The sequence below is a fragment of the Shewanella sp. BF02_Schw genome, assembly GCF_014596695.2.
Classification (GTDB): domain Bacteria; phylum Pseudomonadota; class Gammaproteobacteria; order Enterobacterales; family Shewanellaceae; genus Shewanella.
The window spans coordinates 68,063-93,927 of record NZ_JABKAW020000001.1 but is presented as its reverse complement, the minus strand read 5'-3'; the positions used below and the strand labels follow the sequence as shown (position 1 = coordinate 93,927).

The window sequence follows — 25,865 nt, the reverse complement described above, 5'->3', positions numbered from 1 at the left end:
GAAATTAGGGTGATAACGTTAACGCTTCAGTGTTATAACTTACCGCGGGTTACACCGCGGTAAGTTATTTATTTAACCATGCAAATAAACAAGGATGCCTCCCCTCACTATGCTAGCCAAAAAAATCTGTTTAGCCATAATGACATTGGTGCTACTGACCACTGCAGGATGCGGCTTCAAACTCCAACGCAGTTATTCCATTCCAGCTGAATTAGCCGAATTACATTTGAGTAGCAGCGATGAATACAGTGAGTTAACTCGCTTAGTTCGTGACAGATTACGGATCAACCGTATAAGCCTTGTCGATGCAGCAGAAAAAACACCGACATTACGGTTAATTAACGACTCACTGGAACGTGCCACATTGTCACTTTATCCCACTGGAAATGTCGCAGAATATGAGCTGATCTACTTAGTGCATTATTCGGTCACTTTACCAGGACAAGAGCCACAAGATTTTGATACTGAAATCCGTCGAGATTATCAAGACGATCCTCGTACTGCATTAGCAAAAAGCCGTGAAATGGAGTTGTTGGTTAAAGAAATGCGCGTACAGGCAGCCGATTATATTATCCAAACTCTGGCGTCAATCGGGGCAGAGTAATGCGGGTTTATCCTGATCAACTCAAACAACATCTCAAACCACTACCTCAATGTTTTTTACTGTTTGGTGATGACCCATGGTTAATCGAAAACAGTAAACAATTGATCCTCAACGCCGCTAAAAAACAAGGCTTTGAAGAGCGTGTACAGTTAAGCCAAGAAACCGGTTTTAACTGGGGAGATTTAGTCCAAGAATGGCAAGCAATGAGCTTATTTTCCAGTAGGCGGATTATTGAGTTAACCCTGCCGCAAGGCAAACCTGGCATGGAAGGCGCTGCAGCATTTCAAACGCTGTTGCAACACCCTAATCCTGATATGTTATTGATTATTCAAGGCCCCAAAGCCAGTGCAGAGCAAACCAATAGCAAATGGTTTAAATCACTCGATGCCAAAGGTATATACCTACCCTGCACCACGCCTGAAGGTAAACAGTTTGAACGCTGGTTAGACAGTCGTATTTCTCATTATGAACTCACAGTTCACCATGATGCCAAAGCCATGTTGTTTACCCTATTTGAAGGTAACTTATTGGCGGCTGAACAAGCGATGCAATTGTTACAACTGCTCAGCCCTAAGCAAAATATTGCCCCAGAACAACTCAGTGAATATTTCGAAGACCAATCTCGTTTCAGTGTGTTTCAACTCTGTGATGCCATTCTAGGTAACCATCAAAAACATGCACAGCACATGCTGGCTCAATTGCAGGCTGAAGGCACTGCTATGCCCATTTTAATGTGGGCTTTATTCAAAGAGATAAATTTGCTGCTCACCTTGAAACTGGCCGTTCATAATGGCGAGCAACTCAGTAAACTGTGGGGCCAGCACCGGATTTGGGATAAGCGTAAACCGCTTTATCAAGCAGCAATAACGCGATTAGATTTAGATCATATCGAACATATGCTCGCGTTTGCGTCTAAATTAGAATTAAATCTCAAACAAAAAGGGCTTGAAGATTGGATTGGTCTCAGCCATCTTTGCATTTTATTTGATCCACGAGCACATAACCGTTTAGCTCATATTGAATTAACAGACTGAGACAAAAAGTAAGGACAGCGAATGCGTATCGGTATTTTGGGTGGCACGTTCGACCCTATCCATCTAGGACATATCAATCCTGCACTAGATGTAAAACAGCAACTTCATTTAGACCAGATTTGGCTAATGCCCAATCATATACCCCCACATAAAAATACTACCGTAGTCAGTACTCATCACCGGCTTGAAATGGTGAAGTTAGTTTGCCAGCAGTACCCAGAATTTAAGCTATGTGATATCGAAATCAATCGCGACACCCCCTCTTACAGTGTCACTACGCTCACATTACTCACCCAACAATATCCTGATGATGAATTCTTTTTCATTATGGGCATGGACTCATTTGTTCAATTACCATTGTGGTATCAATGGCAATCATTGTTTAATCTGTGCCATATTGCGTTGTGTCAACGCCCTGGTTGGGCAATGGACACCCACAGCGAAATGACCAAGCAATTATTATTCAGACAAGCAACCGTAGACTATCTTGACTTGCCTTCCCATGCGAAAAATGGAAGAATATTCAGCATCAACAGCCAGTTAGTTGATATATCCTCAACTGAAATACGTCAGCAATTAGCTCAAAATATTGATATCAGCACGGTTTTACCCCAAACAACAACTGAATACATTCATCAACATCAGCTCTATCGCTAACACTGCAAACCGCACAGCAGTTAACTCAATTTTTATGATTATGGGTTAACTCGGCATCGGACACAAAATTAAATCTATCGCTGTTTAGCCATGCTTAATTGCGCATCAACAGTGAATTTGAGTATAATACTCCGTTAATTTTTACTTATGAGGTACTTCGAGTGCAAGGCACCGAACTAAAAGATTTCGTTATCGACAAAGTCGATGATTTAAAAGCAAAAAATATTACTGTTATAGATGTATCTAAACGGTCAACCATTACCGACACTATGATCATTTGTACTGGTACATCAAAAACACACGTTCGATCTATTGGTGAGCACGTAATCGTGTCAGCAAAAAATGCTGGCGTGCAACCTCTTGGGGTCGAAGGTCGTGACAGCAGTGAATGGGTATTAGTTGATTTAGGCTCAGTGATTTTGCATGTGATGCAAGAACAAACTCGTGATTACTACGAGCTTGAAAAACTTTGGTCTGAACACAGCGTCTAATGAAGTTACAGCTTATTGCCGTTGGCACCAAAATGCCCGATTGGGTAACCCGAGGCCTCGAAGAATACCAACGCCGTTTCCCTAGAGATATGGCTTTGGAACTCATCGAAATCCCAGCAGGGAAACGCGGGAAAAATGCTGATATCGCCCGAATTTTACATAAGGAAGGCGAATTAATGCTAGCGGCAGTAGCAAAAGGTAACCACATTGTCAGCCTAGATTTACCCGGTAAAAACTGGACAACACCAGAACTTGCCGAGCAAATGACAAAGTGGCAACTCGATGGTAGAGATGTCAGCTTACTTATTGGTGGCCCAGAAGGACTTTCACCTGCTTGTAAAGAGGCGGCTAACCAAAGCTGGTGTTTATCTGCCCTGACCTTACCTCACCCTTTGGTTAGGGTTATTGTGGCAGAAAGCCTATATCGAGCTTGGAGCGTCAATAACAATCATCCGTATCACAGAGAATAAACTCAGTCGCATGAATAACTAAGCTTATCGATAATGATTATCATGCAACTCTTTTTTTCATGTTCATCAGCTGATACTGTGACCTTCTATAATTCAACCTTCCATTTGGTAAAGACGGGGATAGCATAAGTGTCGCCAAATAAGCGCATTACCATGCATGATCACGCCGCAGAGGCCGCGCTATTTAAACGCCGTGCATTATTCACTTTTATTTGCGTATTCTTTCTACTCTGCATCTTATTTTCGAATCTTTATCATCTTCAAGTTGTCTCTTACAAAGACTATGAAACTCGTTCAAATGATAACCGTATCCGTGTGGTTCCTACTCCGCCTAGCAGAGGGTTAATTTATGACCGTCATGGCGTACTATTAGCCGAAAACCAACCTTATTATTCTTTAGAACTTATTCCAGAAAAAGTCGATGACATTACCGCGACTTTGGACGAGCTTAATACCTTCATTGAACTCTCAGAAGATGAGCGCGAAAGCATCACTGAAACCTTAAAGTTTCATCGCCGGTTTAAGCCGTTAACCATTAAAAGTAAATTAACCGACGAACAAGTCGCCATCTTTAGTGTTAATCAATATAAATTTCCTGGTATTTATGTTGAAGCAGGTCTTAAGCGTCATTATCCCTTTAATGCGCTAATGACTCATGTATTGGGTTATGTCGGCAAAATTAATAGCCGAGATAAAGCCTTACTTGAAAAAAGCAGTCAGTGGAAAAACTATGCTGCAACCAAAGATATTGGTAAGCAAGGTATTGAAAAATTTTATGAAAGTTTACTTCATGGTACCCCTGGTCACCTCGAAGAAGAGGTCAATAATCGTGGCAGAGTGATCCGCACGCTTAAAGTGACTCCGCCAACACCAGGACAAGATATCTATCTCACGTTAGATCTCAAACTACAGCAGAAGGCCATGGAGCTTTTAGATGGCCGCAAAGGCTCCGTTGTGGCTATAGATCCTAGAGATGGCGGTGTTTTAGCCATGATTTCAAGCCCATCATATGACCCAAACCCCTTTGTTCACGGCATTAGTTCTAAAGCTTATAATGAGCTGTTAAACGATAAGTCGCGGCCATTAATAAATCGTTCAACCCAAGGGCAATACTCTCCTGCGTCAACCATCAAACCGCATGTGGCATTACTTGGGTTAGAAGAAAAAATCATTAGCGAACGCACGCGGATTTGGGATCCAGGCTATTGGCAAATGCCAGGCGTCGATCGCAAATGGGGCGACTGGAAAAAATGGGGCCATGGCTGGGTAGATATCTATCATGCCATTGTCGACTCTTGTGATATTTTCTTTTATGACCTCGTCTATAAAGTTGGCATCGATAGAATGGCCATATTTATGGATCGCTTTGGTTTTGGCAAAAGTACTGGCATTGATATTTTTGAAGAATCAGATGGCGTAATGCCATCTCGAGACTGGAAAAGAATGCGTTACAACCAACCTTGGTATAACGGCGATACAATTTCGGTCGGTATTGGCCAAGGATATTGGACCACTACTCCTCTACAGCTTGCTAATGCGGTGACTATCATGGCAAATAAAGGCAAGCGCTTTACGCCTCATCTATTAAAATCATTTAAAAATAGTACCGTTAAAATTGATTCGCCGATTGATGAGCAAGTACCAATAGAGCTTAAAGACCCTCGTAATTGGGACATCATCAATGAAGCTATGCGCCAAACTGCTGATAAATCTCGCTTTACCGATGCTACTTATACTGCAGCAATGAAAACGGGTACTGCACAGGTATTTAGCGTAGCTAAAGATCAAAAATATAATGCCAACACTATCGCAGAACACTTACGCGATAATGCATTAGTTGTTGCTTACGCTCCTTACGAAAACCCTCGTATTGTTTTGGCAGTGGTATTAGAAAACGCCGGCTGGGGTGGCGCCAATGCTGGCCCGCTAGCTCGAGCCTTGCTCGATGAGTATATTTTACGAGACGAATGGGCGGTAAAACCGTGAATAATCATGCATATCAAAAATCGTTTTGGCAAAAAATACACTTAGATGTGCCATTACTCATCGGCATCGTTATCTTAATGAGCTTTGGCCTTTTTGTGATTTATTCTGCCAGTGGCGAAGACCCTGCGATGATGGAGCGTCAACTTGTGCGTATGGCGTTGTCGTTAGGCGTCATGTTTTGCTTTGCACAAATCAATCCTGAAATACTCAGACGTTGGGCTTTGCCTATTTATCTTGCTGGGGTAGCGTTACTCATCGGTGTTGAACTGTTCGGCACCATTAATAAAGGTGCCCAGCGCTGGCTAAACTTAGGATTTATGGAATTCCAACCATCAGAACTCATCAAACTAGCCTTCCCCATCACCATGGCGTGGTATATCAGTAAGTTCCCGCTGCCACCCAAAAAGCGATATCTGGCCGGTGGCGTTATTATTCTACTTATTCCAACATTACTCATTGCTAAACAACCTGACTTAGGCACCTCTATTTTGGTCGCAGCTTCTGGAGTATTTGTGTTGTTTTTATCTGGCATGAGCTGGCTAATTGTCGGCGGTTTTGTTACTGCGATTTTGATCTTTTTACCCGTATTGTGGTTTTTCTTGATGCACGATTATCAGCGTACTCGAGTATTAACCTTGTTTAATCCAGAACAAGATCCTCTCGGCGCGGGTTATCATATTATCCAATCGAAAATTGCCATTGGTTCTGGTGGACTTTGGGGTAAAGGTTGGCTTGATGGGACTCAATCACAATTAGAGTTTTTACCTGAGCGACATACCGACTTTATCTTTGCAGTGATCGGAGAAGAGTTCGGATTAATTGGCAGTTTAGTGTTACTGGCAATGTATTTATTTGTCATTGGCAGGGGTCTGGTTATCGCTTCACGAGCACAGACCAGTTTTGCACGCTTATTGGCCGGAAGTATCACCCTAACGTTTTTTGTCTATGTTTTTGTTAACATCGGCATGGTATCAGGCATTCTACCTGTGGTTGGTGTACCTTTACCGCTAATCAGTTATGGTGGAACCTCAATGCTGACCTTAATGACAGGTTTTGGTATTTTAATGAGTATTCACACCCACAGACGATTTGTCGATAGATAGGATTAACGTTAACCATGACAAAAATAACCGTTCAAATCGCCAGCTTAGCATTACTTATGAGTGCTGTTTTTGACGCAAATGCAGTGACCGAAACTGATACTCAAGCGTTACAGAAAACCTTTATTGCCGAACAAGTAAAACAAGGATTTAAGCAACAAGAAGTCGAGCAGTTTTTAGCATCGTCAAGCTTCGACCAAACCATTATTGACGCGATATCAAAACCTTGGGAAGCGAAACCTTGGCACCAATATTATCCTATTTTTTTGACCGACAAACGGTTGCAAAAAGGGCTAGAGTTTTGGCAAGAAAACCAGCAAACCATCGATAAAGCAGCCAAGCAATTTAACGTCGATCCACAAATTATAGTGGCGATCATTGGCATTGAAACATTCTATGGTGGTTACTTAGGCAATTATCGTGTGCAAGATGCCCTGTACACGCTGGGCTTTCATTACCCACCACGGGCAACGTTCTTTCGTAGTGAATATGCCAATTTAATGTCGTTAATTAAAGAAGAAAAACTCGATAATGACACCTTAAAAGGCTCATATGCTGGAGCAATGGGTTACGGTCAATTCATTCCATCTAGCTACCGCCATTACGCTGTGGATTTTGATGGTGACGGTCGACGAGATTTATTAACCAGCAAAGCTGATGCAATTGGCAGTGTAGCTAACTATTTTCATCAACACGGTTGGCAAAAAGGCCAACCTGTAGCGTTATTGCTAAATCACACCTCAAGCACGGCCCCTAAAGCGAAGGTATGGACCAAAGAAAAGCTTCACTATAAGGTATCAGACATTCTTAGCCCATCATTAAGCTTGGCAGATAATCAAGATATTGATGCGTCACAAGCTGCATTGTTAATTAAACTAGATCAAGCTGAAAGCACTGAATACTGGCTCGGGCTTAAAAACTTTTATGTGATTACTCGCTATAATCGCAGCCCATTATATGCCATGGCGGTTTATCAGTTTAGCCAACAACTTAACGCTCATCATAAATCGGTAAATCAACATGGTCATTAATTACCGTTTCATCTTATTAATCATTTTTAGCAGTGTCTTTCTCATTAGCTGCTCGTCAAATGATGCTAAAAACTCTTCTTCAGGAAAAAAAAGCCGCTATCAAATGGCTAACGATCGATATCCTGATGACGCACCAGATGTGAGCTTGGTTAAAAATGCACAACCTAAATACGAACCTTACAGCAGACAAGGTAATCGAGACTACACTGTATTAGGCAAAAGCTATCAAGTGCTCGACAGCGGTAAGGGATTTAAAGAGCAAGGTCATGCATCATGGTATGGTTCAAAGTTTCACGGTCATTTAACTTCTAATGGCGAAACTTATGATATGTACACTATGTCTGCAGCGCATAAAAACCTGCCCTTACCCAGTTATGTCAAAGTGACCAATTTAGACAACAATAAACAAATTATTGTTAGGGTAAATGACCGCGGACCGTTTCATCATGGTCGAGTGATTGATCTATCTTATGCTGCGGCTTATCACTTAGGCATGCTGGCCAGAGGAACCGCAAAAGTCGCCATTGAAACCGTTTACATTCCCTCACCAGAAGAGCGAGTAATAAGCGATTTAAAAGATGATGATAATCACTTTATTCAAGTTGCAGCGTCGCAAGATAAACTGCGTATTAATATGTTAGCCAAACAGTTAGAAACCAAATACGCCGTTAATTCTCGCGTGACATCCATAAATGGCATGCACAGATTACAGTTGGGGCCGATCAGACAAATTCATCTAACCAATAAATTGCTCGATCGTGTGCAAACAGATGGTTATCCACAAAGCTTTATCGTACCGTAAGCCATAATACTGGTGATATAGAGTAACATTAAGCTTCATTTACATTGGATGAATGAACCTTAATGCGAAATGGTTGCCTACTAATGTATAATCGAAAAATTATACCAATTGATCTTTGTCTTTTCTTCGACTAACTAGAGACGTGCTAACTTCATGATGACTTCCAAAACTGCTCAATTAACAACGATGCTCTTTGCATCTGTTGTCTGTTTTTCTTCAATCGCAGCAACGCCACAACCAGATATACGTCCTACACCCAATCGCGCACCTATGGTGACACCAGACGCGCCTAGTGTTGCAGCTAAAGCTTACGTGCTAATGGATTATAATTCTGGCAGAGTTATTGCTGAAGAAAATGCCTATGAAAGTTTAAACCCAGCAAGTCTGACAAAAATGATGACCAGCTATGTTATTGGCCATGAAATCCGCGTTGGTAATATTTCATTAGATGATGATGTAGCCATTACCAAGAACGCGTGGGCAAAGAATTTCCCTGACTCATCTAAAATGTTCATTGAAGTGGGTAAAACCGTCAAAGTACACGACTTAAACCGCGGTATTATTATTCAATCGGGTAATGATGCCTGTGTTGCTATGGCTGAGCATATTGCCGGGACAGAAGGTGCATTCGTTGATTTAATGAATTCATGGGCTAAGCAATTAGGCATGAAAGACAGCTACTTTGAAAACTCTCATGGTTTAGATTCAGAAAATCACAAAACGACAGCCTATGATATGGCCATTTTAGGTGCCGCGCTGATCCGTGATGTACCTGAAGAGTATAAAGTGTATTCAGAGAAGTCTTTTACCTATAACGGCATTAAGCAATATAACCGTAATGGCTTGTTATGGGATAAAAGCTTAAACGTTGATGGTATTAAAACTGGTCATACATCAGGTGCAGGCTACAACCTAGTATCTTCAGGCACCAGCGAAGGCATGCGTCTTATTAGCGTTGTGATGGGCACATCGAGTGAATCTGCACGTAAAGCTGAGAGTAAGAAACTGCTCAACTATGGTTTCCGTTTTTTCGAAACAATCACACCTTACAAAGCGGGTGATACCTTCGTGACTCAGCAAATTTGGTATGGCGATAGAGAAACTGTTGATCTTGGTGTTATGACCGATACCCCTATTACTATTAGCCGTGGTAAAGCAAAAGATTTACAAGCTAACTTTGAATTAACTAAGCCACTAACAGCCCCACTTGCTAAAGGCGAAACCGTCGGTCGCGTCTTTTTCCAGCTTGATGGAAAAGACATTGCTCAATTCCCGCTAGTGACATTGAATGAAGTTCAAGAAGGCGGTATGTTCAGTAAGTTAATGGATTACTTTAAACAAATGTTTGCCAGTTGGTTTGAGTAATTATTCAGATTGACATGATTCACTAATGAAACTATTAGTGAATCAACTAATTAAAGCCGCCTAATCAGCGGCTTTAACTTTTTAAGATCTACCGGGCTTGAATCGGGTATAATTGCCACCATATTAGTAACACCAAAAACAGAATCGAGTAAGTTAATGTTAAATACAACGTTTGACCAAGTGATGGAATTTCCTAATTCGTGCCCTTTCAAAGTGATTGGTGATGCTGACGATACCTTAGCCGATCGTGTTGTTGCTGTAGCGCAACAACTTGCTCCCGGTGATTATGTTCCAAGCGTTAAGGCATCAAGTAAAGGCAGTTACTATTCAGTGACCATCCGTATTACTGTTACCAGCAAAGAACATATTGAAAAAGCGTATATTGATCTTGCCGCTATTGAAGGTGTAAAACGCGTACTGTAAGAGCCTAAAGAGTCATCTTTACTCATAAACTTGAGTATAATACTCAAGAATTCATCCATTGACTCGATGGACACACACAATTTATCTGGGGGAGACGTTGCCCTTGCAAGCACAAACACTGCACATCCGCCATCTTGGCATGCAAGACTATGAATCGACATGGCATGCAATGCAGGAATATACTGACACTCGCGATAGCGACAGCCAAGATGAACTTTGGATTGTTGAGCATCAACCAGTATTTACCCAAGGCCAAGCAGGTAAAAGCGAGCATATACTCAACCCTGGTAATATTCCGGTTATTCAAGTCGATCGTGGTGGCCAAGTTACTTATCACGGCCCAGGACAATTAGTGGTTTATCCACTTATCGACATCAAACGTAATAAACTAGGCGTTCGTCAGTTAGTGAACAATATTGAGCAAAGTATTATTGACATGCTCGCTTGTTACGCTATTAATGCTTACGCAAAAGCTGACGCTCCTGGTGTTTATGTAACAGAACGAAAAATTGCCTCTTTAGGATTACGCATCCGTAAAGGTTGCTCTTTTCACGGCTTAGCATTAAATGTCGATATGGACTTAGCCCCGTTTCAGCGTATCAATCCTTGCGGATATGCGGGTTTAGAAATGGTGCAATGTAAAGCATTAGGTGGTCCACAAACTGTGCTTGAAGCTGGCGATAAATTAATCCAAACCTTTAGCCAAATTATGGGCTACCAACAACTTGTACATCATCAAGGATTAGCAGAATAATGAATAGGCCTGAAAGATTACAACCAGGTGTCAAATTACGTGATGCCGATAAAGTCGCACGAATTCCTGTAAAAGTCGTGCCATCAGAGCGCGAAACTATGCTGCGTAAACCGGATTGGTTACGAGTAAAATTACCCGCGTCAAATCAACGTATTCTCGAGATAAAAGCGGCATTACGTAAAAACGGATTACACTCAGTTTGTGAAGAAGCCTCTTGCCCAAACTTAGCAGAATGTTTTAACCACGGCACAGCAACCTTTATGATCTTAGGTGCAATCTGTACCCGTCGTTGCCCTTTTTGTGATGTGGCCCATGGTCGCCCACTCAAAGCGGATTCTGACGAGCCTAAAAAACTGGCTCAAACGATTAAAGACATGAAGTTAAAGTATGTGGTGATTACTTCTGTTGACCGTGATGATTTACGTGATGGTGGTGCACAGCATTTCGCTGACTGTATTCGCGAAATTCGTTTATTAAACCCTGAAATCAAGATTGAAACTCTGGTTCCTGATTTCCGAGGCCGTATCGATGCCGCTTTAGATATTTTAGCGACCGAGCCTCCTGATGTATTTAATCACAACCTTGAGACGGCTCCAGCTCATTACCGCAAAGCACGTCCAGGCGCTAACTATCAGTGGTCATTAGATCTACTTAAACGCTTTAAAGAACGTCATCCAACGATCCCGACTAAGTCTGGTTTAATGATGGGTCTAGGTGAAACTAACGAAGAAATAGCCGAAGTATTACGAGATTTACGCGCCCACAACGTGGAAATGCTCACGCTTGGTCAATACTTACAACCATCTAAATTCCACCTACCTGTTGAACGCTATGTTCCACCTGCCGAATTTGATGAATTGAAAGCCTTAGCTGATGAACTTGGTTTCACTCATGCAGCCTGTGGCCCACTTGTTCGTTCAAGCTACCACGCAGACTTACAAGCTCAAGGTAAAGAAGTTAAGTAATCTTACTTCGCCCGAATAAAAAACAGCGCTCTATTAGCGCTGTTTTTTTGTATTCAATTGAATCACGCAAAAAATTAACTCAATGCCAAATCCATTAAAATGGCATCTTCATAACCATCATCTGTAGGGTAATAATTTTTACGCCTGCCTGACTCAATAAAACCAACTTTCTCATATAAATATTTTGCAGCCTCATTTGACTGACGAACTTCTAACATCAGCACAACTGCACCAGCATCTTTCGCATCATCAATCAGTTGCTGCATCAGTAACGAACCAAAACCTAAACCTTGATTATCTGGTGCGACACAAATATCGAGTAAAGTCGCCTCATCAATAATCTGCTGCACTATCGCAAAAGCAAACAAATCATCTTGCTGCTTAATGCCCAAAACGCGATATAAAGGCCCAAAACACTCCTTTAAGCCAGTTTCTGACCAAGGATGAGTATGAGCTTGATTTTCAATATTCGCCATTGCAGTAACATGCTCAACGCCAAGGGGGACAATTAAGTAACCATCAGTGTTGTTCATTGGTCAGGCCTTTACTTAATTGCTGGGTTTTGTCTAAATGTTGAGAAATTTGCTGCCATAAATGACGTTTTTCATCCACAAGTGCATGAAGGTCTGTTAGCGGCGCACTTACAACCCAAGCAACACGAGGACGAACTTTTGTCTTACGCATATCCCATATCACCTGTGGTCCTTTAATCATTTCACAATCAAACTCGCACTGTTCAATATCAACGTTTAATAAACGCAATACATCATGGATAAGCGTTTGATCAGATAAATCGGCATCGAGATCATGCAACACTAAGTAAGGCTTTAACGGTTTATCAGCACTGAGCCAGCGAGTAATATTCATCGCATCTAAAAAAGCAGATTTATCCATCGAACTCTCAAAAACAAGGATACTTCAACAAGCATAACAGTTAACTAAATAAGGTTTAAGGTAATTTAGCCCTAACAGGTGAGATTCCACTCATCTTAGACAACTACTGACTCCCAGATAGCTGATCCTCTAAAGAGATGTAGATTCACAATAAATCTAATCAAAATTTATCCGCACAATAAAATCGATAGAAATAGCCTTCCAGAGTTTGCGGTCTGTTTTGGGCTCGATGCAAGCTGAAAGGTGACAGTTAAATTTTTTTAACTTTAATTCATCATATATCTAGAGATTAATATTTTTGTGTTCACAAACTACAAAGTTAACTATATGTAACCAAAATAAGCGCTAAGATAACCAATATAGTAATTTGGATCACAATAATTAACTATATGTAACTATCCTATTGACTCAGTCTGGCCATTATTGTCTTATACGTCTTATCAGCTCGAACGATTAATTGCATTAAAAGTATATAAATGGTCAATTAAGGCCAATTTTAGTTAACTTTAGTGGTATTTACATGACTATGAACGCATACAAATCATTCAATATTGTGTTTACAGATAAAGACAAAGAATTTATGAAATCCAATTTCCGATTGGCAGAAACCGTCGCGGAATTTATAGGGCCTCATTGTGAAGTGGTGGTCCATTCCTTCGAAAGCTTCGAGCATTCCGTCGTTAAAATTGTCAACGGACATCATACCGGCCGAACCGTAGGTTCACCAATTACCGATATGGGTCTGAAAATGCTTCGTGCTTTTGAGAAAACAGGAGATGCGACACCAAAAAGCTATTTCACTAGAATCAAAGACGGATCTTTACTGAAATCGACAACATGCGTACTCGCTGGGGAGAATGAAAAACCAATAGGATTATTTTGTGTTAATGCCAACTTATCCTACCCATTTACCGAAATCATTAAAACATTAATGCCCGAGACGGCAAGCGCTTCAATCGGTGTTAATGAGAACTTTAGTTCATCTCCAACTGAATTAATTGAAAAAGCGCTTGAGAATGCAATTATTCAAGTTGAAAACGACGAAAAAATCAACTTGAAAGGGAAGAATAAAGCCATAACCAAACTGCTGTTTGAAAACGGAATTTTCGAACTTAAAGAGGCAACAAACACTGTTGCAGAACGGCTAGGAATAACTCGCCACGCAATTTATAAGTATATTCGCGAGTTTAGAACCTAACAAAAAGTGGTAATGAAATTAGAAGTTACACATTGGACTGGCATGCAAAGATAGTTGATTCAGAGCACATTATTCTGAACTGAACGGGATTCCGTAATATTTGCAGAACAAGAGCCATATGATTCAGTTCCTATGGGTAAATCTGAGACAGAACCGTTGTCGAATCAATTATTATCAATATTGTGAGTGTATTAATATGAGCTCAAGAACATTAACGAATGACTCCTTCTTACCTGTAGATCAGAGTCGATTTAACTATCAAGATTTTACTTGGTGCCTTTCTCTTTTTGGCACAGCTGTGGGGGCGGGAGTTCTTTTTCTTCCTATTAAAGCTGGAGCAGGTGGTTTTTGGCCTCTCGTTATTTTAGCTTTAATTGCTGCTCCTATGACATGGTTCGCCCATAAGTCTCTGGCTCGGTTTGTGTTATCGTCAACGAAACCTGAATCGAATATTACCGACACAGTTGAGGAGCACTTTGGTAAAACAGGTGCCAACCTGATTTCCTTTGCCTATTTTTTTGCTATCTTTCCTATCGTTCTAATTTACGGGGTGGGGATCACTAATACCGTAGATTCCTTTATGGTAAACCAGATGGGTATAGCATCAATTCCACGCTGGATATTATCTGGAGGATTGATTCTGGCAATGACGGCCGGTGTCGTTTTTGGTAGAGAACTTATGCTGAAAGTCACTTCTATTCTAGTTTATCCATTAGTGTTTCTGTTGCTGGCACTATCGATTTATCTAATCCCAGACTGGAATACTTCGATGATGGAAGTATCGCCTGAATGGTCATCTATGCCATCGATTATTTGGCTATCGATTCCTCTTATTGTCTTTTCGTTCAATCATAGCCCTATCATCAGTCAGTTCACGAAAGAGCAACGTCGAAAGTATGGCCAAAATGCAGTAGAAAAAACTGACGCTATTACAGGTGGTGCTGCGTTGATGTTGATGGGATTTGTTATGTTCTTTGTATTTTCAGTGGTGCTATCTTTGTCACCGGAACAGCTACTATTAGCTAAAGAACAAAATATTTCTATCCTGTCTTACCTGGCCAATGAACATGAATCTCCAATGATTTCTCTAATGGGTCCTATTGTGGCGTTTACAGCAATTACCTCCAGTTATTTTGGCCACTTCCTTGGTGCGCACGAAGGTCTGGTAGGGGTGATTAAGTGCCGGACGACTGCTTCAGTAAATATCATTGAAAAAGCATCACTTGCTTTCATTGTGCTGTCTACATGGGTGGTTGCTATCGTTAACCCAAGTATTTTAGGCATGATTGAGGCTGTGGGCGCTCCTATGATTGCTGCGATTCTATTTTTAATGCCCGTTTTTGCGATGCATAAAGTTCCTGCAATGGCTAAGTATAAAACATCACTTCCTGTTCAAATTTTTACGGTTATATGCGGCTTAGCTGCTATCAGCTCTGTTCTTTACGACATATTTTAACAGCTCTATCCATTCATAAACTATGACAAAAGCTTCTAGGTATAGAAGCTTTTGCAAAGGAATCAATATGATTAGTGTTTTTGATATTTATAAAGTGGGTATTGGACCTTCAAGCTCTCATACCGGCGGACCAATGAAAGCAGGAAAAGAGTTTATCGATGAGTTACGTTCGAAAGGCAAGCTTCGAGATATCACTAGAATTACTGTTGATTTATATGGCGCACTGTCACTCACAGGTAAGGGACACAACACAGATATAGCCATTATTATGGGTCTAGCGGGTAATCTACCGGAAGACGTCGATATTGAAAGTATCCCCGATTTTATTGCACGGCTGGAGAAAAGTGAAAGGCTTCCTGTAGGCATGCACTGTCATACGGTGTCTTTTCCTCACAATAAAAGCATTCACTTCCATGATACAAATTTAGCACTGCACGAAAATGGCATGCAGATCCATGCATGGATAGAAAACGAGAAAGTGCTCTCCAAGACTTACTATTCTATCGGAGGAGGATTCATTGTTGATGAAGAACATTTCGGCAAACAAGAGGAACAGTTAGTAAAAGTTCCTTATGAATATTCTACAGCTGAAGAATTGATTAAACATTGTAAAGCTGAAGGATTATCGATTAGCTCTTTAGTGTTAGAAAATGAAAAATCGCTGCGCCCAGACGGTAATATTCAAGCTCAGTTTACTCATATCTGGAAAACGATGCGTGAATCTATGGATCGCGGTATGAATACCCAAGGGGTACTACCAGGACCAATGCGGATCCCTCGACGTGCCGCTGCGCTTTGCCAACAACTTGTGGCTTCTGAATCTACTTCTAATGACCCTATGGCTGTTATTGATTGGGTCAATATGTTTGCTTTTGCAGTGAGCGAAGAAAATGCATCTGGAGGCAGGGTTGTCACAGCACCTACCAATGGGGCTTGCGGTATTGTCCCAGCAGTAATTGCTTATTACGACAAATTTATCCATAGAGTTACCGAGAAAGACTATATGCGTTTTCTGGCGGCATCTGGAGCTATTGGCGGGTTATTTAAACTGAATGCTTCCATTTCAGGAGCGGAAGTTGGCTGCCAAGGAGAGGTTGGAGTTGCGTGCTCAATGGCTGCTGCAGGGCTTGTTGAGTTATTGGGAGGTAGTCCTGAACAAGTATGTATCGCTGCAGAAATTGGTATGGAGCACAACTTGGGACTGACTTGCGACCCAGTATCTGGAAGGGTGCAAATACCTTGCATTGAACGTAATGGAATTAACGCAGTAAAAGCGATTAACTCTGCACGTATGGCATTACGTCGTTCTTCAGATCCTCTCGTATCTCTTGATAAAGTCATCGAAACAATGATGGAAACAGGTAAGGATATGAACTCTAAATATAGAGAAACCTCTTTGGGTGGATTAGCTATCAAAGTTCTTTGCTGATATTAAAAACATTAGATGCAATTTTTATTTATGGTAACTTCATATGGATTTATTTTAATTAAAACAAATAAAAATCAAAAATCAAAAAAACAGCTATATATTTAATTTATTATTTATTATTTATTATTTACTATTTACTATTTACTAAGAGTTTAAAATCATGAATAAGACCATGTAAAAATATTTCGTTTTCACAACTCATTTAGTTTGAGAAGGAATTAAGTTAATTTAAAATCATCTAAATTATCACAGCTGCTGCAATTATTACGGATGCTTATTTTATGCATTTGTAAGATGAGAAGTAACCGACTCATCTTTTTAATTAACAACGCCTGATTGACACCCTTAACTTCTAACATTAAAGCTTAATTCGCGTAATGACGGTTAAAATCAAAAACAACTTAAATGATTTATTTAACTCGTGCATAAGTTAGTAGTTAACGCTTAGTTAAATACAACTTTCGCTTTATCTACTAATAAATTTCACGATTAACACTACCAATCACATTCTCATCTTTTTTACCCATTTAGACAATGAGTATAAGTATATGCAGATAATCGCTGACTACCTGCATTACCCTCGAGCACTTTAATAGATTACTCTGTTCAGATTAATATTTATTAATTGTTACTTAGGCTTATCCCGTATTTTTTTGGGGGCATCCTAATAAAATATTTATAAATAGCGTTAACCAAGGTGTACGAACTAGGTTACTGAATATTAAGACTGCTGCACTACAGGCATTGCATATTGTAGAGAGTGTTATGTGATTTTTATTAGGAATAATAGACGCTATAACGAGAATAAAGTACATAAAAAAAGCCAGTAGGGCTGACTACTGGCTTCATAAAATGTAGATTTAACCTAGTGTTTTGTGCCTCAGCTAGTATCTAAAACTGCTGGAACCAGCGCTGGATTTGTTGAGGATCTTTACTTTGAGTTAACGATAACATCAACAGAATACGAGCTTTTTGTGGATTAAGATTACCAGCAGCAACAAAGCCGTATTTGGCATCATCTATTTCAGCATCTAGAGTAGTGGCACCGGTCGGTACACGGCTAGAGCGGACAACCAATATGCCTTTTTTGCTCGCCTTAATGAGTGCATCGAATACAGAGTGATAAATGTTGCCGTTACCTACACCCGCACTAATAATGCCATCAAACTCCGCTTCAACCATAGCTTTAGCAGGTAAATCACTAGCATTAGCGTAGTTATAAACAATACCTACCTTTGGTAAAATATCGAGCTTGCTGATATCAAAAGGGGTTTGAGTCGTATGTTGACGTTCCGTTCTGCCCATATACTCAACCTTACTGTTATGAATAATACCAAGCGGGCCAAAATTAGGCGCAGCAAAGGTGTGTACTCCAGTAGTATTAGTCTTCGTTACATCGCGGGCGTTAAGCACTGTATCGTTCATTACGACTAAAACACCTCTGCCTTTAGACTCTAGATTCGCGGCAATGGCGACTGCATTATACAGATTCATAGGTCCATCGGCACTCATAGCAGTGGATGGACGCATTGCACCAACCAGCACTACAGGCTTATCGCTCTTGACAGTTAGATTCAAAAAATAAGCAGTTTCTTCTAAAGTATCAGTGCCATGGGTAATCACAATTCCATCGACATTTTTATCCGCCAGTAAAATATTAATCCGTTTGGCTAAGTCTAACCAAACTTTATCGTTCATATCTTGCGAACCGATTTTAACGAGTTGTTCACCTTGAATATCGGCAAGCTGCTTTATCTCCGGCACAGCTGCTACTAAGCTATCAACTCCCACTTCTCCAGACTGATAATTTGACTCAGTAGCCGATTGGCCCACACCAGCAATGGTTCCACCTGTGGCAATAATTCGAACCTGTGGAAGCGCTTGCACCGCAGAGGATATAAATAACCCTAAGGTAACCGATAGCAAGAGCTTACGTATAGAAAAAATCATACTAACTTCCTTTTATTAATAATAAACACTTCACAAGTGTGCACTATTATTAAATTCTCACCGTGATAGTTATCACTAAACTTAACAACTAAAACCAAATGAAAATCTAAATAAAAAATTAAATAAAAAAATTAACTAAATACACTTTCAATTGACGCAGCAATTTTATTAGGAAACACTTTTAGCATCAAAAATAAGTTAACAAAAAATAACAATTCAACATACAGTTTGGATCAAATAGTAATAGATCACACAAATCAATTCAGTTGAGATGTTTATCTAACTACGAAACAAAATCTATAACCAGATACAAATAAGTGATCTTCATCTATATTAAAATACCACTTAAGGGGTAACCTCCCTCCCAATAGTTAAGGAGAAAGTTCTCCTTAATATTTTCGAAGAGTTATTTTTGATATGCAATTTAAGCTTATATACACATACCATAGCTCCAGGTCGAAAATATATCTTACTATTAACAGGATTTAATAGGATAGAAATGAAAAACACTAATAGCACACGTATCGAAGAAGATTTATTGGGTACTAAAGAAGTTTCTAATGAATTTTATTATGGCATTCACACATTACGTGCAATGGAAAACTTTAAATTAAGTAATCAAAAAATTTCAGACGCACCTGAATTAGTACGAGGCATGATGCTAACAAAAAAAGCGGCGGCCATGGCTAATAGCGAATTAGGGGCTGTAAGTCCTGAGATTGCGAATAAAATTATTGAAGCCTGCGATTTGATCCTCACTACAGGTCAATTTGTCGATCAATTCCCAGTAGATGTTTATCAGGGCGGTGCTGGTACCTCGGTCAACATGAACACCAATGAAGTATTAGCCAATGTTGCATTGGAACTCATGGGGCTAGAAAAAGGCCGCTATGATGTCATCAACCCTAATGACCATGTTAATAAGTGTCAATCCACTAATGATGCCTATCCTACAGGTTTCAGAATTGCATTGGTCAACAGCACAGATACTTTATTAGAGGCATTAACCGATCTCATCAGTGCCTTCGACACTAAAGCTACAGAATTTAAGACCGTATTAAAAATGGGCCGCACTCAGTTACAAGACGCAGTGCCTATGACATTAGGACAGGAGTTTCACGCTTTTGCTGTAACACTACGCGAAGAAATTAAATCGATTAAACGTTGCCAAGAATTATTACTTGAGGTGAATTTAGGCGCAACGGCTATTGGTACTGGTCTAAACACTCCAATAGGGTACTCCTCATTAGCCATTAAACATTTGGCTGAAATTACTGGACGTGAATATGTACCAGCAGAAGATTTGATTGAAGCGACATCGGATTGTGGCGCCTACGTTATGCTGCACAGCGCAATTAAGCGTATGGCCATTAAAATGTCCAAAATCTGTAACGATTTACGCTTGCTTTCATCAGGTCCACGCACTGGATTCAATGATATCAATTTGCCTCAATTACAAGCCGGTTCTTCAATCATGCCTGCCAAGGTCAACCCTGTGATCCCAGAGGTGGTTAACCAAGTCGCTTTTAAAATTGTCGGTAACGATATTACGATCACTATGGCTGCAGAAGCCGGCCAGTTACAACTTAACGTAATGGAACCTGTCATTGGCCAGGCGATGTTTGAGTCGCTAAGCCTTATGGGGAATGCCTGTATCGCACTGCGTGAGAAGTGTGTTGAAGGGATCACAGCCAATCCTGATGTCTGTATGAATCATGTATTAAATTCAATTGGCATCGTTACCTATCTTAATCCGTTCATCGGTCACCATGAAGGCGACATTATCGGAAAGATTTGTGCCCAAACGGGTAAAAATGTTCGTGAAGTGGTGCTAGAACGAGGCTTACTAACAGTTGAAGAACTCGATGAAATCCTCTCCGTTGAAAACCTGATGCATCCTAAGTATCAGGCTAAACGAAATACCAGCAAAGCCAAAGTGTAGCCCAGTCGGGTTGGGGGAGTTCTCCCCCAACTCAAACTCAATTATTCAACAATAAGCCTGTGCAAAACTGACATTTATACAGGCTATGCCAATTAACACATAATAGAGTTAATACTATGATTATATTAGAGATAATTATCGTGCTTGGGGCTATTTACCTAGGTGCAAGAATGGGCAGCATGGGGATCGGCTTTGCTGGCGGTGTCGGAGTGCTGATACTGACTGCTGGACTTGGACTTACACCAGGGACGATCCCGATTGATGTAATACTAATCATTATGTCGGTGATCACCGCCATTGCGGCCATGCAAGTATCGGGTGGGATGGACTATCTCGTCTCACTGGCAGAAAAATTACTACGTAAACATCCAAAACAAATTACCTTTCTAGCACCTGTCGTCACTTATTTCATGACACTCTTTGCTGGAACGGGCCACACAGCATTCTCAACCTTACCTGTTATTGCTGAAGTCGCCAAAGAACAAGGCATACGTCCATCTCGTCCTCTATCTATCGCAGTTGTAGCATCTCAAGTCGCCATTACCGCCTCACCTATTTCAGCGGCCGTAGTGTTCTTCTCTGGCATCCTAGAACCTTTTGGAGTGGACTATTTAGTCCTATTAGCTGTATGTATCCCCTCGACTTTTCTCGCTTGTATGGTCGGGGCCGTCGTAGCCAATTTAATGGGTAAACCGCTCGCAGAAGATCCTATCTACCAAGACCGTTTGGCCAAAGGATTAATCAAAAAACGCGGTGCTACCCAAATAAACATTAAAGATGGTGCTAAACGTTCAGTGGTGATTTTTTTGATGGCTATTGCGGCTGTGATGATTTATGCCACTGCGATTTCCGACAAAGTGGGATTAATTGTTAATCCGGTACTGCCTCGCGATTCAGCCATCATGGTGATTATGCTAACTGCTGCTGCAGCTATTACGATTTTTTGTAAATTAGACGCTAGCGAAATTTCTAATGCTGCCACTTTTAAGTCAGGTATGTCTGCATGTGTCTGTGTGCTAGGCGTTGCGTGGTTAGGGGATACTTTTGTTGCAAACCATATTGATGAAATCAAAGACCTTGCTGGAACCTTATTGCAAAGTCAGCCTTGGCTATTGTCGGTAACCCTGTTCTTCGCTTCCATGCTGCTCTATTCACAAGGCGCCACCACTAAAGCCCTGATGCCTGCGGCTTTAGCCATTGGTGTGAGCCCTTTAACTGCTGTTGCCTCTTTTGCTGCTGTAAGTGCTCTGTTTGTATTACCTACTTATCCAACACTGCTGGCAGCTGTCGAGATGGACGATACCGGTTCAACTCGGATTGGCAAGGCAGTATTTAACCACCCATTTCTCATCCCTGGTGTGGTGACAATTGCTACCAGTGTCGCGTTAGCGTTCTTATTTGGCGGCATGATTATGTAGCTCAATGTTAAACAAAGTAATCGAAGGGCTAATGCAGGAAATGGATTAACCCTGTTCTTTTAATCTTTATATAGAGACTTTGTTTTGGGGTAATGCTTACGCATTTACATCATAACAAACCTTATGAGAGGTGAATTAATGTCAGAAAAAACGCGTGTTCCAACCGCCATCAATGGTGGACCATTTGGACAAGCTTGGTCAGCTAGAGCCGACTGTTTACAAAGTTTGACGGGTGTTTTACTGGGCGCTTTCTTATTAGTGCATATGCATTTTGAGGCAAGCATTTTATTAGGCAAAGAAACCTTCTACCGCTTCGTGCAGGTACTTGAAGGTGGCATGTTTAGCGCTACTGGGCACGGTTGGCCACTAGTGACACAAATATTTTCAGTATTTATTTTAGTTATTGTCGTCGTTCACGCGGCGCTAGCATTACGTCGCTTTCCGGTACAACTTGGCCAGTGGCGTGCACTTCGTGGGTTTATGTCCAACATAAAGCACAAAGACACTCGCGCTTGGTATTGGCAAATGATCACTGGATTCATCTTATTTTTCTTAGTCTCAGCACATCTTGCAACCATGATTTTAGATCCTGAAATTGGTCCACACCTCTCAGCTGACCGCGTCTATAACGGACATGCCTGGCTCTTGTATGTGGTATTCCTTCCGGTTGTATTAGTACATGGCTTAATTGGCTTATACCGAGTGATATTAAAATGGGGAGTGAGCAATAATCGTTCTCTTATACGCACAATTGCCCAGGTGTTAATGATCTATTTACTTTGTTTAGGTTCATTAAGCCTCATTACCTACATCTCTATTGGCAGTGAACTGACACTACCCGTTCAGCCGTTTATTCCGAAGTAATAGGCATGCTAAGGGGGAACGCTAAGTGTGATTGCCTGGCAACAAACAGCCAGAGTCAATAACTAAATGAGCTTCCACCACTGAATAGCAAGGCTAAGCCTCAACACACAGATCCTCCTCTGACGAATAGGTGCATTACATCTATCGCAGAGGCGTAATTGAAATTCATACATATTATCTAGATCATTAGATAAGGAGCTGATTTTGATACTTATTTATACAGACTCATTAATCATTGGTGCCGGGCTAGCAGGCCTTAGAGTAGCCATTGCCACCAAAGAACGCGGCCTAGACACACTGGTATTATCGCTTATTCCGGCAAAACGTTCACATTCCGCGGCTGCTCAAGGCGGTATGCAAGCAAGCCTTGGCAACACAGTTAAAGGTATGGGTGACAACGAAGACATACATTTTCAGGATACGGTAAAAGGGTCTGACTGGGGTTGTGACCAAGATGTGGCACGTATGTTTGCCCATTGCGCCCCCAAAGCCATACGTGAACTGACAAACTGGGGAGTGCCTTGGTCTAGAATTTCTGCTGGCCCACGCGATGTGATAATGAATGCAAAAAAGGTGACGTTACATGAAGCAGAAGAAGCTCATGGCCTCATCAATGCTCGAGATTTTGGCGGCACCAAAAAATGGCGAACATGCTATACCGCCGATGGTACTGGCCACTCATTATTGTATGCGGTAGATAACCAAGCTATATCGATGGGCATTCCGGTACACGAAAGGATTGAAGCCTTATCACTGATCCATGATGGTAAGCGTTGCCACGGAGTCATTGCACGCTGTTTAGTGACCGGAGAACTGCGCGCCTATGTGGCTAAATCAACTACGATTGCGACTGGAGGTTACGGCAAAATTTATGAAATATCGACTAATGCCACTATCTGCGAAGGTATAGGCCAAGCGTTAGCACTCGAAACTGGCGTCGCGACATTAGGCAATATGGAAGCGGTACAGTTTCATCCGACAGCCATCGTCCCAGCAGGAATTCTTACCACTGAAGGTTGTCGCGGTGACGGCGGCATACTACGCGATAAAGACGGTCATCGCTTTATGCCAGACTACGAGCCAGAGAAAAAGGAACTCGCTTCCCGTGATGTGGTATCTCGCCGCATGACCGAACATATTCGCAAAGGTAAAGGAGATGACAGTCCTTACGGGCCACATCTCTGGTTAGATATAACCATTTTAGGTCGTGAGCATATTGAAACCAATCTGCGCGAAGTTAAAGAAATTTGTGAATATTTTCTTGGAATAGATCCCTGCAAAGAGTGGATCCCTGTAAGGCCTACCCAGCATTATTCTATGGGCGGCGTTCGCACTAATGCCACCGGTGAAAGTCCACAACTTAAAGGACTATTTAGTGTTGGAGAAGCTGCGTGCTGGGATATGCATGGTTTTAATCGTTTAGGTGGTAATTCTGTGGCAGAAACCGTAGTAGGCGGCATGATCATCGGTAAGTATGTAGCCGATTTTTGTGAACAAAATGCCTTAGAAATTGACACTGCCCTCACCCAAAAATTTCTCGATAAGTTACAAAATGAAATCGATAACTTAGTCGACGGTAAAGGTACAGAGAACCCCTTCAACATAAAAAAAGAAATGCAACGTATCATGATGAATTACGTCGGCATCTTTCGAAATGGTCCTGAACTAGACAAGGCTATAGCCGAGCTTAAAGCATTACTTCTACGCGCAAAAAATTTAGGACTTAAGTGTAAAAAACGTCATTCAAATCCTGAATTAGTTGAAGCTCTTCGCGTCACCAGAATGTTAAAAGTAGCCTTAACTGTCGCATGTGGGGCTGCTGCACGCACCGAAAGTCGTGGAGCCCACTCTAGAGAAGATTATCCACAACGCAATGATAAAGATTGGCTAAACCGTACATTGGCTACCTGGCCAAATGACGAGTCATTAGAACCCGTTTTACATTATGAGAAGCTCGATGTAATGAAAATGGAGTTACCTCCTGGATACCGTGGTTACGGCAACGATAACAACATAGCCCATCCCGATACAGAGAAACGAACTCAAGAAATAAACAAAATAACGGCAGAACTTGGCGACGCCCCAGATAGGCACGCACTGCAGCAAGCATTGATGCCATATACGCTACCTAGCCATCTACAACCAGCTAATGAACGTCTTAGCGATACATTAGCAGTCATACCATCTCAACCGGTAGGAAATAAATCATTATGAGCCGAAAAATCACCTTTAATATCTTCCGCTACGATCCGCAAGATAGCCAAGATAAGCCAAAAATGGAACGTTATGAATTAACCGAAACAGATGGTATGACAGTATTTATCGCATTAAATCAATTGCGTGAACAACAAGATACTTCGTTACAGTTCGACTTTGTGTGCCGAGCAGGTATTTGTGGCAGTTGCGCCATGGTGATTAATGGCTTCCCAACCCTTGCCTGTCGTACCTTAACGGCAAATTACCCTGATGGTGAAATCACCTTAATGCCTCTACCTGGCTTTGAACTGATTGGTGACCTGTCGGTAAACACCGGGAAATTTATGCGTGAATTAGCCGAGCGATTAAAGCTCTGGTTACATCCTAAACCGGACGATCAAGACATGCATCGCCTAGAAAATCCAATGGCACCAGAAGAAGCCGCGCGGATATATGAATTGGAACGCTGTGTCGAATGTGGTGTCTGCGTCTCTGCATGTGCCACCAAACAAATGCGAGACACCTTTGTGGGCGCAGTAGGCATGATGAAAATTGCCCGTTTCGAAATGGATAGTAGAGACAACCGCAGCGCAGATGACTTCTACCATGTTATCGGTAATCAAGATGGAGTCTTTGGCTGCATGACGCTGTTAGGTTGCCAAGATAACTGCCCTAAAGACTTGCCCCACATGCAGCAAATTGCTTACTTACGCCGAAAAATGGCCTCGACAATTCTCTAGTCAAAAAAGTCCTTTAATCAAAAAACTTGCTGCTTTGGCGAGATTGATGAGGGCAATACAACACTAAAACTTTGCAAACAGGCGTCCCTGTTTGCA

The 25,865-nt window shown here is 41.4% G+C and carries 24 protein-coding genes; 21 read left to right on the top strand and 3 right to left on the bottom strand.

Going from position 1 to position 25,865, the window contains the following annotated elements:
- Positions 1-109 precede the first annotated feature (109 nt).
- The 13 genes from lptE to lipA all read left to right on the top strand — a co-directional run bounded on the left by lptE (position 110) and on the right by lipA (position 11,682).
- Positions 110-604, top strand: a complete 495-nt coding sequence (gene lptE / locus HNW13_RS00535; RefSeq protein WP_059744816.1) for an LPS assembly lipoprotein LptE — start codon at positions 110-112, stop codon at positions 602-604.
- Positions 604-1,638, top strand: coding sequence for a DNA polymerase III subunit delta (gene holA / locus HNW13_RS00530; protein ID WP_162023779.1), 1,035 nt, complete (start codon positions 604-606; stop codon positions 1,636-1,638). The genes lptE and holA overlap by 1 nt, the downstream gene beginning before the upstream one ends.
- A gap of 21 nt (positions 1,639-1,659) precedes the next feature.
- On the top strand, positions 1,660-2,295 hold the full coding sequence (gene nadD / locus HNW13_RS00525) for a nicotinate-nucleotide adenylyltransferase (RefSeq protein WP_162023780.1): 636 nt from the start codon (positions 1,660-1,662) through the stop codon (positions 2,293-2,295).
- A gap of 161 nt (positions 2,296-2,456) precedes the next feature.
- Positions 2,457-2,786 (top strand): ribosome silencing factor, encoded by a 330-nt coding sequence (rsfS, locus tag HNW13_RS00520; RefSeq protein ID WP_011636184.1) that lies wholly within the window; start codon positions 2,457-2,459, stop codon positions 2,784-2,786.
- Complete coding sequence (gene rlmH, locus HNW13_RS00515) at positions 2,786-3,256, top strand: 23S rRNA (pseudouridine(1915)-N(3))-methyltransferase RlmH (protein ID WP_192114328.1); 471 nt, start codon at positions 2,786-2,788, stop codon at positions 3,254-3,256. The genes rsfS and rlmH overlap by 1 nt, the downstream gene beginning before the upstream one ends.
- Before the next feature lie 129 nt (positions 3,257-3,385).
- Positions 3,386-5,242 carry a penicillin-binding protein 2 gene (gene mrdA / locus HNW13_RS00510; RefSeq protein WP_101088698.1) on the top strand — a complete coding sequence of 619 codons (1,857 nt, stop codon included), beginning with the start codon at positions 3,386-3,388 and terminating at the stop codon, positions 5,240-5,242.
- The gene (gene rodA, locus HNW13_RS00505) at positions 5,239-6,345 is read left to right on the top strand and encodes a rod shape-determining protein RodA (protein ID WP_041413366.1); all 1,107 of its coding nucleotides are present in this window, start codon (positions 5,239-5,241) and stop codon (positions 6,343-6,345) included. The genes mrdA and rodA overlap by 4 nt, the downstream gene beginning before the upstream one ends.
- 56 nt (positions 6,346-6,401) lie before the next feature.
- On the top strand, positions 6,402-7,373 hold the full coding sequence (mltB, locus tag HNW13_RS00500) for a lytic murein transglycosylase B (RefSeq protein ID WP_243756197.1): 972 nt from the start codon (positions 6,402-6,404) through the stop codon (positions 7,371-7,373).
- The gene (locus HNW13_RS00495; protein WP_192114327.1) at positions 7,363-8,175 is read left to right on the top strand and encodes a septal ring lytic transglycosylase RlpA family protein; all 813 of its coding nucleotides are present in this window, start codon (positions 7,363-7,365) and stop codon (positions 8,173-8,175) included. Before mltB ends, HNW13_RS00495 begins: the two co-directional genes overlap by 11 nt.
- Positions 8,176-8,328: 153 nt before the next feature.
- The gene (locus tag HNW13_RS00490; RefSeq protein WP_192114326.1) at positions 8,329-9,540 is read left to right on the top strand and encodes a serine hydrolase; all 1,212 of its coding nucleotides are present in this window, start codon (positions 8,329-8,331) and stop codon (positions 9,538-9,540) included.
- A 156-nt stretch (positions 9,541-9,696) separates the two neighbouring features.
- Entirely contained in the window at positions 9,697-9,963 is a 267-nt protein-coding gene (gene ybeD / locus HNW13_RS00485; RefSeq protein ID WP_011636177.1) for a DUF493 family protein YbeD, read from the top strand.
- A 103-nt stretch (positions 9,964-10,066) separates the two neighbouring features.
- Positions 10,067-10,717 carry a lipoyl(octanoyl) transferase LipB gene (lipB, locus tag HNW13_RS00480; protein WP_101088695.1) on the top strand — a complete coding sequence of 217 codons (651 nt, stop codon included), beginning with the start codon at positions 10,067-10,069 and terminating at the stop codon, positions 10,715-10,717.
- Complete coding sequence (lipA, locus tag HNW13_RS00475; RefSeq protein ID WP_101088694.1) at positions 10,717-11,682, top strand: lipoyl synthase; 966 nt, start codon at positions 10,717-10,719, stop codon at positions 11,680-11,682. Before lipB ends, lipA begins: the two co-directional genes overlap by 1 nt.
- A 74-nt stretch (positions 11,683-11,756) precedes the next feature.
- Here lipA and rimI read toward each other — a convergent pair whose 3' ends face one another.
- Positions 11,757-12,215, bottom strand: a complete 459-nt coding sequence (gene rimI, locus HNW13_RS00470; RefSeq protein WP_192114325.1) for a ribosomal protein S18-alanine N-acetyltransferase — start codon at positions 12,213-12,215, stop codon at positions 11,757-11,759.
- Positions 12,202-12,576: a hypothetical protein gene (locus HNW13_RS00465; RefSeq protein WP_192114324.1), complete on the bottom strand. Its 375-nt coding sequence runs from the start codon at positions 12,574-12,576 to the stop codon at positions 12,202-12,204. The genes rimI and HNW13_RS00465 overlap by 14 nt, the downstream gene beginning before the upstream one ends.
- Before the next feature lie 520 nt (positions 12,577-13,096).
- On the opposite strand from HNW13_RS00465, the gene HNW13_RS00460 reads away from it, so the two are divergent.
- From HNW13_RS00460 to HNW13_RS00450, 3 genes are all read left to right on the top strand, one after another.
- Positions 13,097-13,774 carry a PAS domain-containing protein gene (locus tag HNW13_RS00460; protein ID WP_162023783.1) on the top strand — a complete coding sequence of 226 codons (678 nt, stop codon included), beginning with the start codon at positions 13,097-13,099 and terminating at the stop codon, positions 13,772-13,774.
- Positions 13,775-13,970: 196 nt separating this feature from the next.
- Complete coding sequence (locus tag HNW13_RS00455) at positions 13,971-15,230, top strand: aromatic amino acid transport family protein (RefSeq protein ID WP_162023784.1); 1,260 nt, start codon at positions 13,971-13,973, stop codon at positions 15,228-15,230.
- A 67-nt stretch (positions 15,231-15,297) separates the two neighbouring features.
- Positions 15,298-16,659 carry an L-serine ammonia-lyase gene (locus HNW13_RS00450; protein WP_192114323.1) on the top strand — a complete coding sequence of 454 codons (1,362 nt, stop codon included), beginning with the start codon at positions 15,298-15,300 and terminating at the stop codon, positions 16,657-16,659.
- Positions 16,660-17,550: 891 nt separating this feature from the next.
- Here the strand turns inward: HNW13_RS00450 and ansB are convergent.
- Positions 17,551-18,609, bottom strand: a complete 1,059-nt coding sequence (ansB, locus tag HNW13_RS00445) for an L-asparaginase 2 (protein WP_192114322.1) — start codon at positions 18,607-18,609, stop codon at positions 17,551-17,553.
- Between the two features lie 499 nt (positions 18,610-19,108).
- Here ansB and aspA point away from each other — a divergent pair, with 499 nt between their 5' ends.
- The 5 genes from aspA (at position 19,109) to HNW13_RS00420 (ending at position 25,769) form a co-directional block, all read left to right on the top strand.
- Entirely contained in the window at positions 19,109-20,551 is a 1,443-nt protein-coding gene (gene aspA / locus HNW13_RS00440; protein ID WP_192114321.1) for an aspartate ammonia-lyase, read from the top strand.
- A gap of 116 nt (positions 20,552-20,667) precedes the next feature.
- The gene (locus tag HNW13_RS00435; protein WP_162023788.1) at positions 20,668-21,969 is read left to right on the top strand and encodes an anaerobic C4-dicarboxylate transporter; all 1,302 of its coding nucleotides are present in this window, start codon (positions 20,668-20,670) and stop codon (positions 21,967-21,969) included.
- Positions 21,970-22,107: 138 nt separating this feature from the next.
- Positions 22,108-22,833 (top strand): fumarate reductase cytochrome b subunit, encoded by a 726-nt coding sequence (locus HNW13_RS00430; protein WP_192114320.1) that lies wholly within the window; start codon positions 22,108-22,110, stop codon positions 22,831-22,833.
- A gap of 204 nt (positions 22,834-23,037) precedes the next feature.
- Positions 23,038-25,047 carry a fumarate reductase flavoprotein subunit gene (locus tag HNW13_RS00425; protein WP_192114319.1) on the top strand — a complete coding sequence of 670 codons (2,010 nt, stop codon included), beginning with the start codon at positions 23,038-23,040 and terminating at the stop codon, positions 25,045-25,047.
- On the top strand, positions 25,038-25,769 hold the full coding sequence (locus tag HNW13_RS00420) for a fumarate reductase iron-sulfur subunit (protein ID WP_086019739.1): 732 nt from the start codon (positions 25,038-25,040) through the stop codon (positions 25,767-25,769). Before HNW13_RS00425 ends, HNW13_RS00420 begins: the two co-directional genes overlap by 10 nt.
- Positions 25,770-25,865: the final 96 nt, after the last annotated feature.

Bases quoted from the DNA above. Each gene is read 5' to 3' on its own strand.
- HNW13_RS00465 (WP_192114324.1), bottom strand. From the start codon at position 12,576: ATGGATAAATCTGCTTTTTTAGATGCGATGAATATTACTCGCTGGCTC.
- rimI (WP_192114325.1), bottom strand. From the start codon at position 12,215: ATGAACAACACTGATGGTTACTTAATTGTCCCCCTTGGCGTTGAGCAT.
- HNW13_RS00490 (WP_192114326.1), top strand. From the start codon at position 8,329: ATGATGACTTCCAAAACTGCTCAATTAACAACGATGCTCTTTGCATCT.
- nadD (WP_162023780.1), top strand. From the start codon at position 1,660: ATGCGTATCGGTATTTTGGGTGGCACGTTCGACCCTATCCATCTAGGA.
- aspA (WP_192114321.1), top strand. From the start codon at position 19,109: ATGAAAAACACTAATAGCACACGTATCGAAGAAGATTTATTGGGTACT.
- holA (WP_162023779.1), top strand. From the start codon at position 604: ATGCGGGTTTATCCTGATCAACTCAAACAACATCTCAAACCACTACCT.
- mltB (WP_243756197.1), top strand. From the start codon at position 6,402: ATGAGTGCTGTTTTTGACGCAAATGCAGTGACCGAAACTGATACTCAA.
- lipA (WP_101088694.1), top strand. From the start codon at position 10,717: ATGAATAGGCCTGAAAGATTACAACCAGGTGTCAAATTACGTGATGCC.
- HNW13_RS00435 (WP_162023788.1), top strand. From the start codon at position 20,668: ATGATTATATTAGAGATAATTATCGTGCTTGGGGCTATTTACCTAGGT.
- ybeD (WP_011636177.1), top strand. From the start codon at position 9,697: ATGTTAAATACAACGTTTGACCAAGTGATGGAATTTCCTAATTCGTGC.
- HNW13_RS00460 (WP_162023783.1), top strand. From the start codon at position 13,097: ATGACTATGAACGCATACAAATCATTCAATATTGTGTTTACAGATAAA.
- lptE (WP_059744816.1), top strand. From the start codon at position 110: ATGCTAGCCAAAAAAATCTGTTTAGCCATAATGACATTGGTGCTACTG.
- HNW13_RS00430 (WP_192114320.1), top strand. From the start codon at position 22,108: ATGTCAGAAAAAACGCGTGTTCCAACCGCCATCAATGGTGGACCATTT.
- ansB (WP_192114322.1), bottom strand. From the start codon at position 18,609: ATGATTTTTTCTATACGTAAGCTCTTGCTATCGGTTACCTTAGGGTTA.
- HNW13_RS00495 (WP_192114327.1), top strand. From the start codon at position 7,363: ATGGTCATTAATTACCGTTTCATCTTATTAATCATTTTTAGCAGTGTC.
- HNW13_RS00455 (WP_162023784.1), top strand. From the start codon at position 13,971: ATGAGCTCAAGAACATTAACGAATGACTCCTTCTTACCTGTAGATCAG.
- rlmH (WP_192114328.1), top strand. From the start codon at position 2,786: ATGAAGTTACAGCTTATTGCCGTTGGCACCAAAATGCCCGATTGGGTA.
- HNW13_RS00450 (WP_192114323.1), top strand. From the start codon at position 15,298: ATGATTAGTGTTTTTGATATTTATAAAGTGGGTATTGGACCTTCAAGC.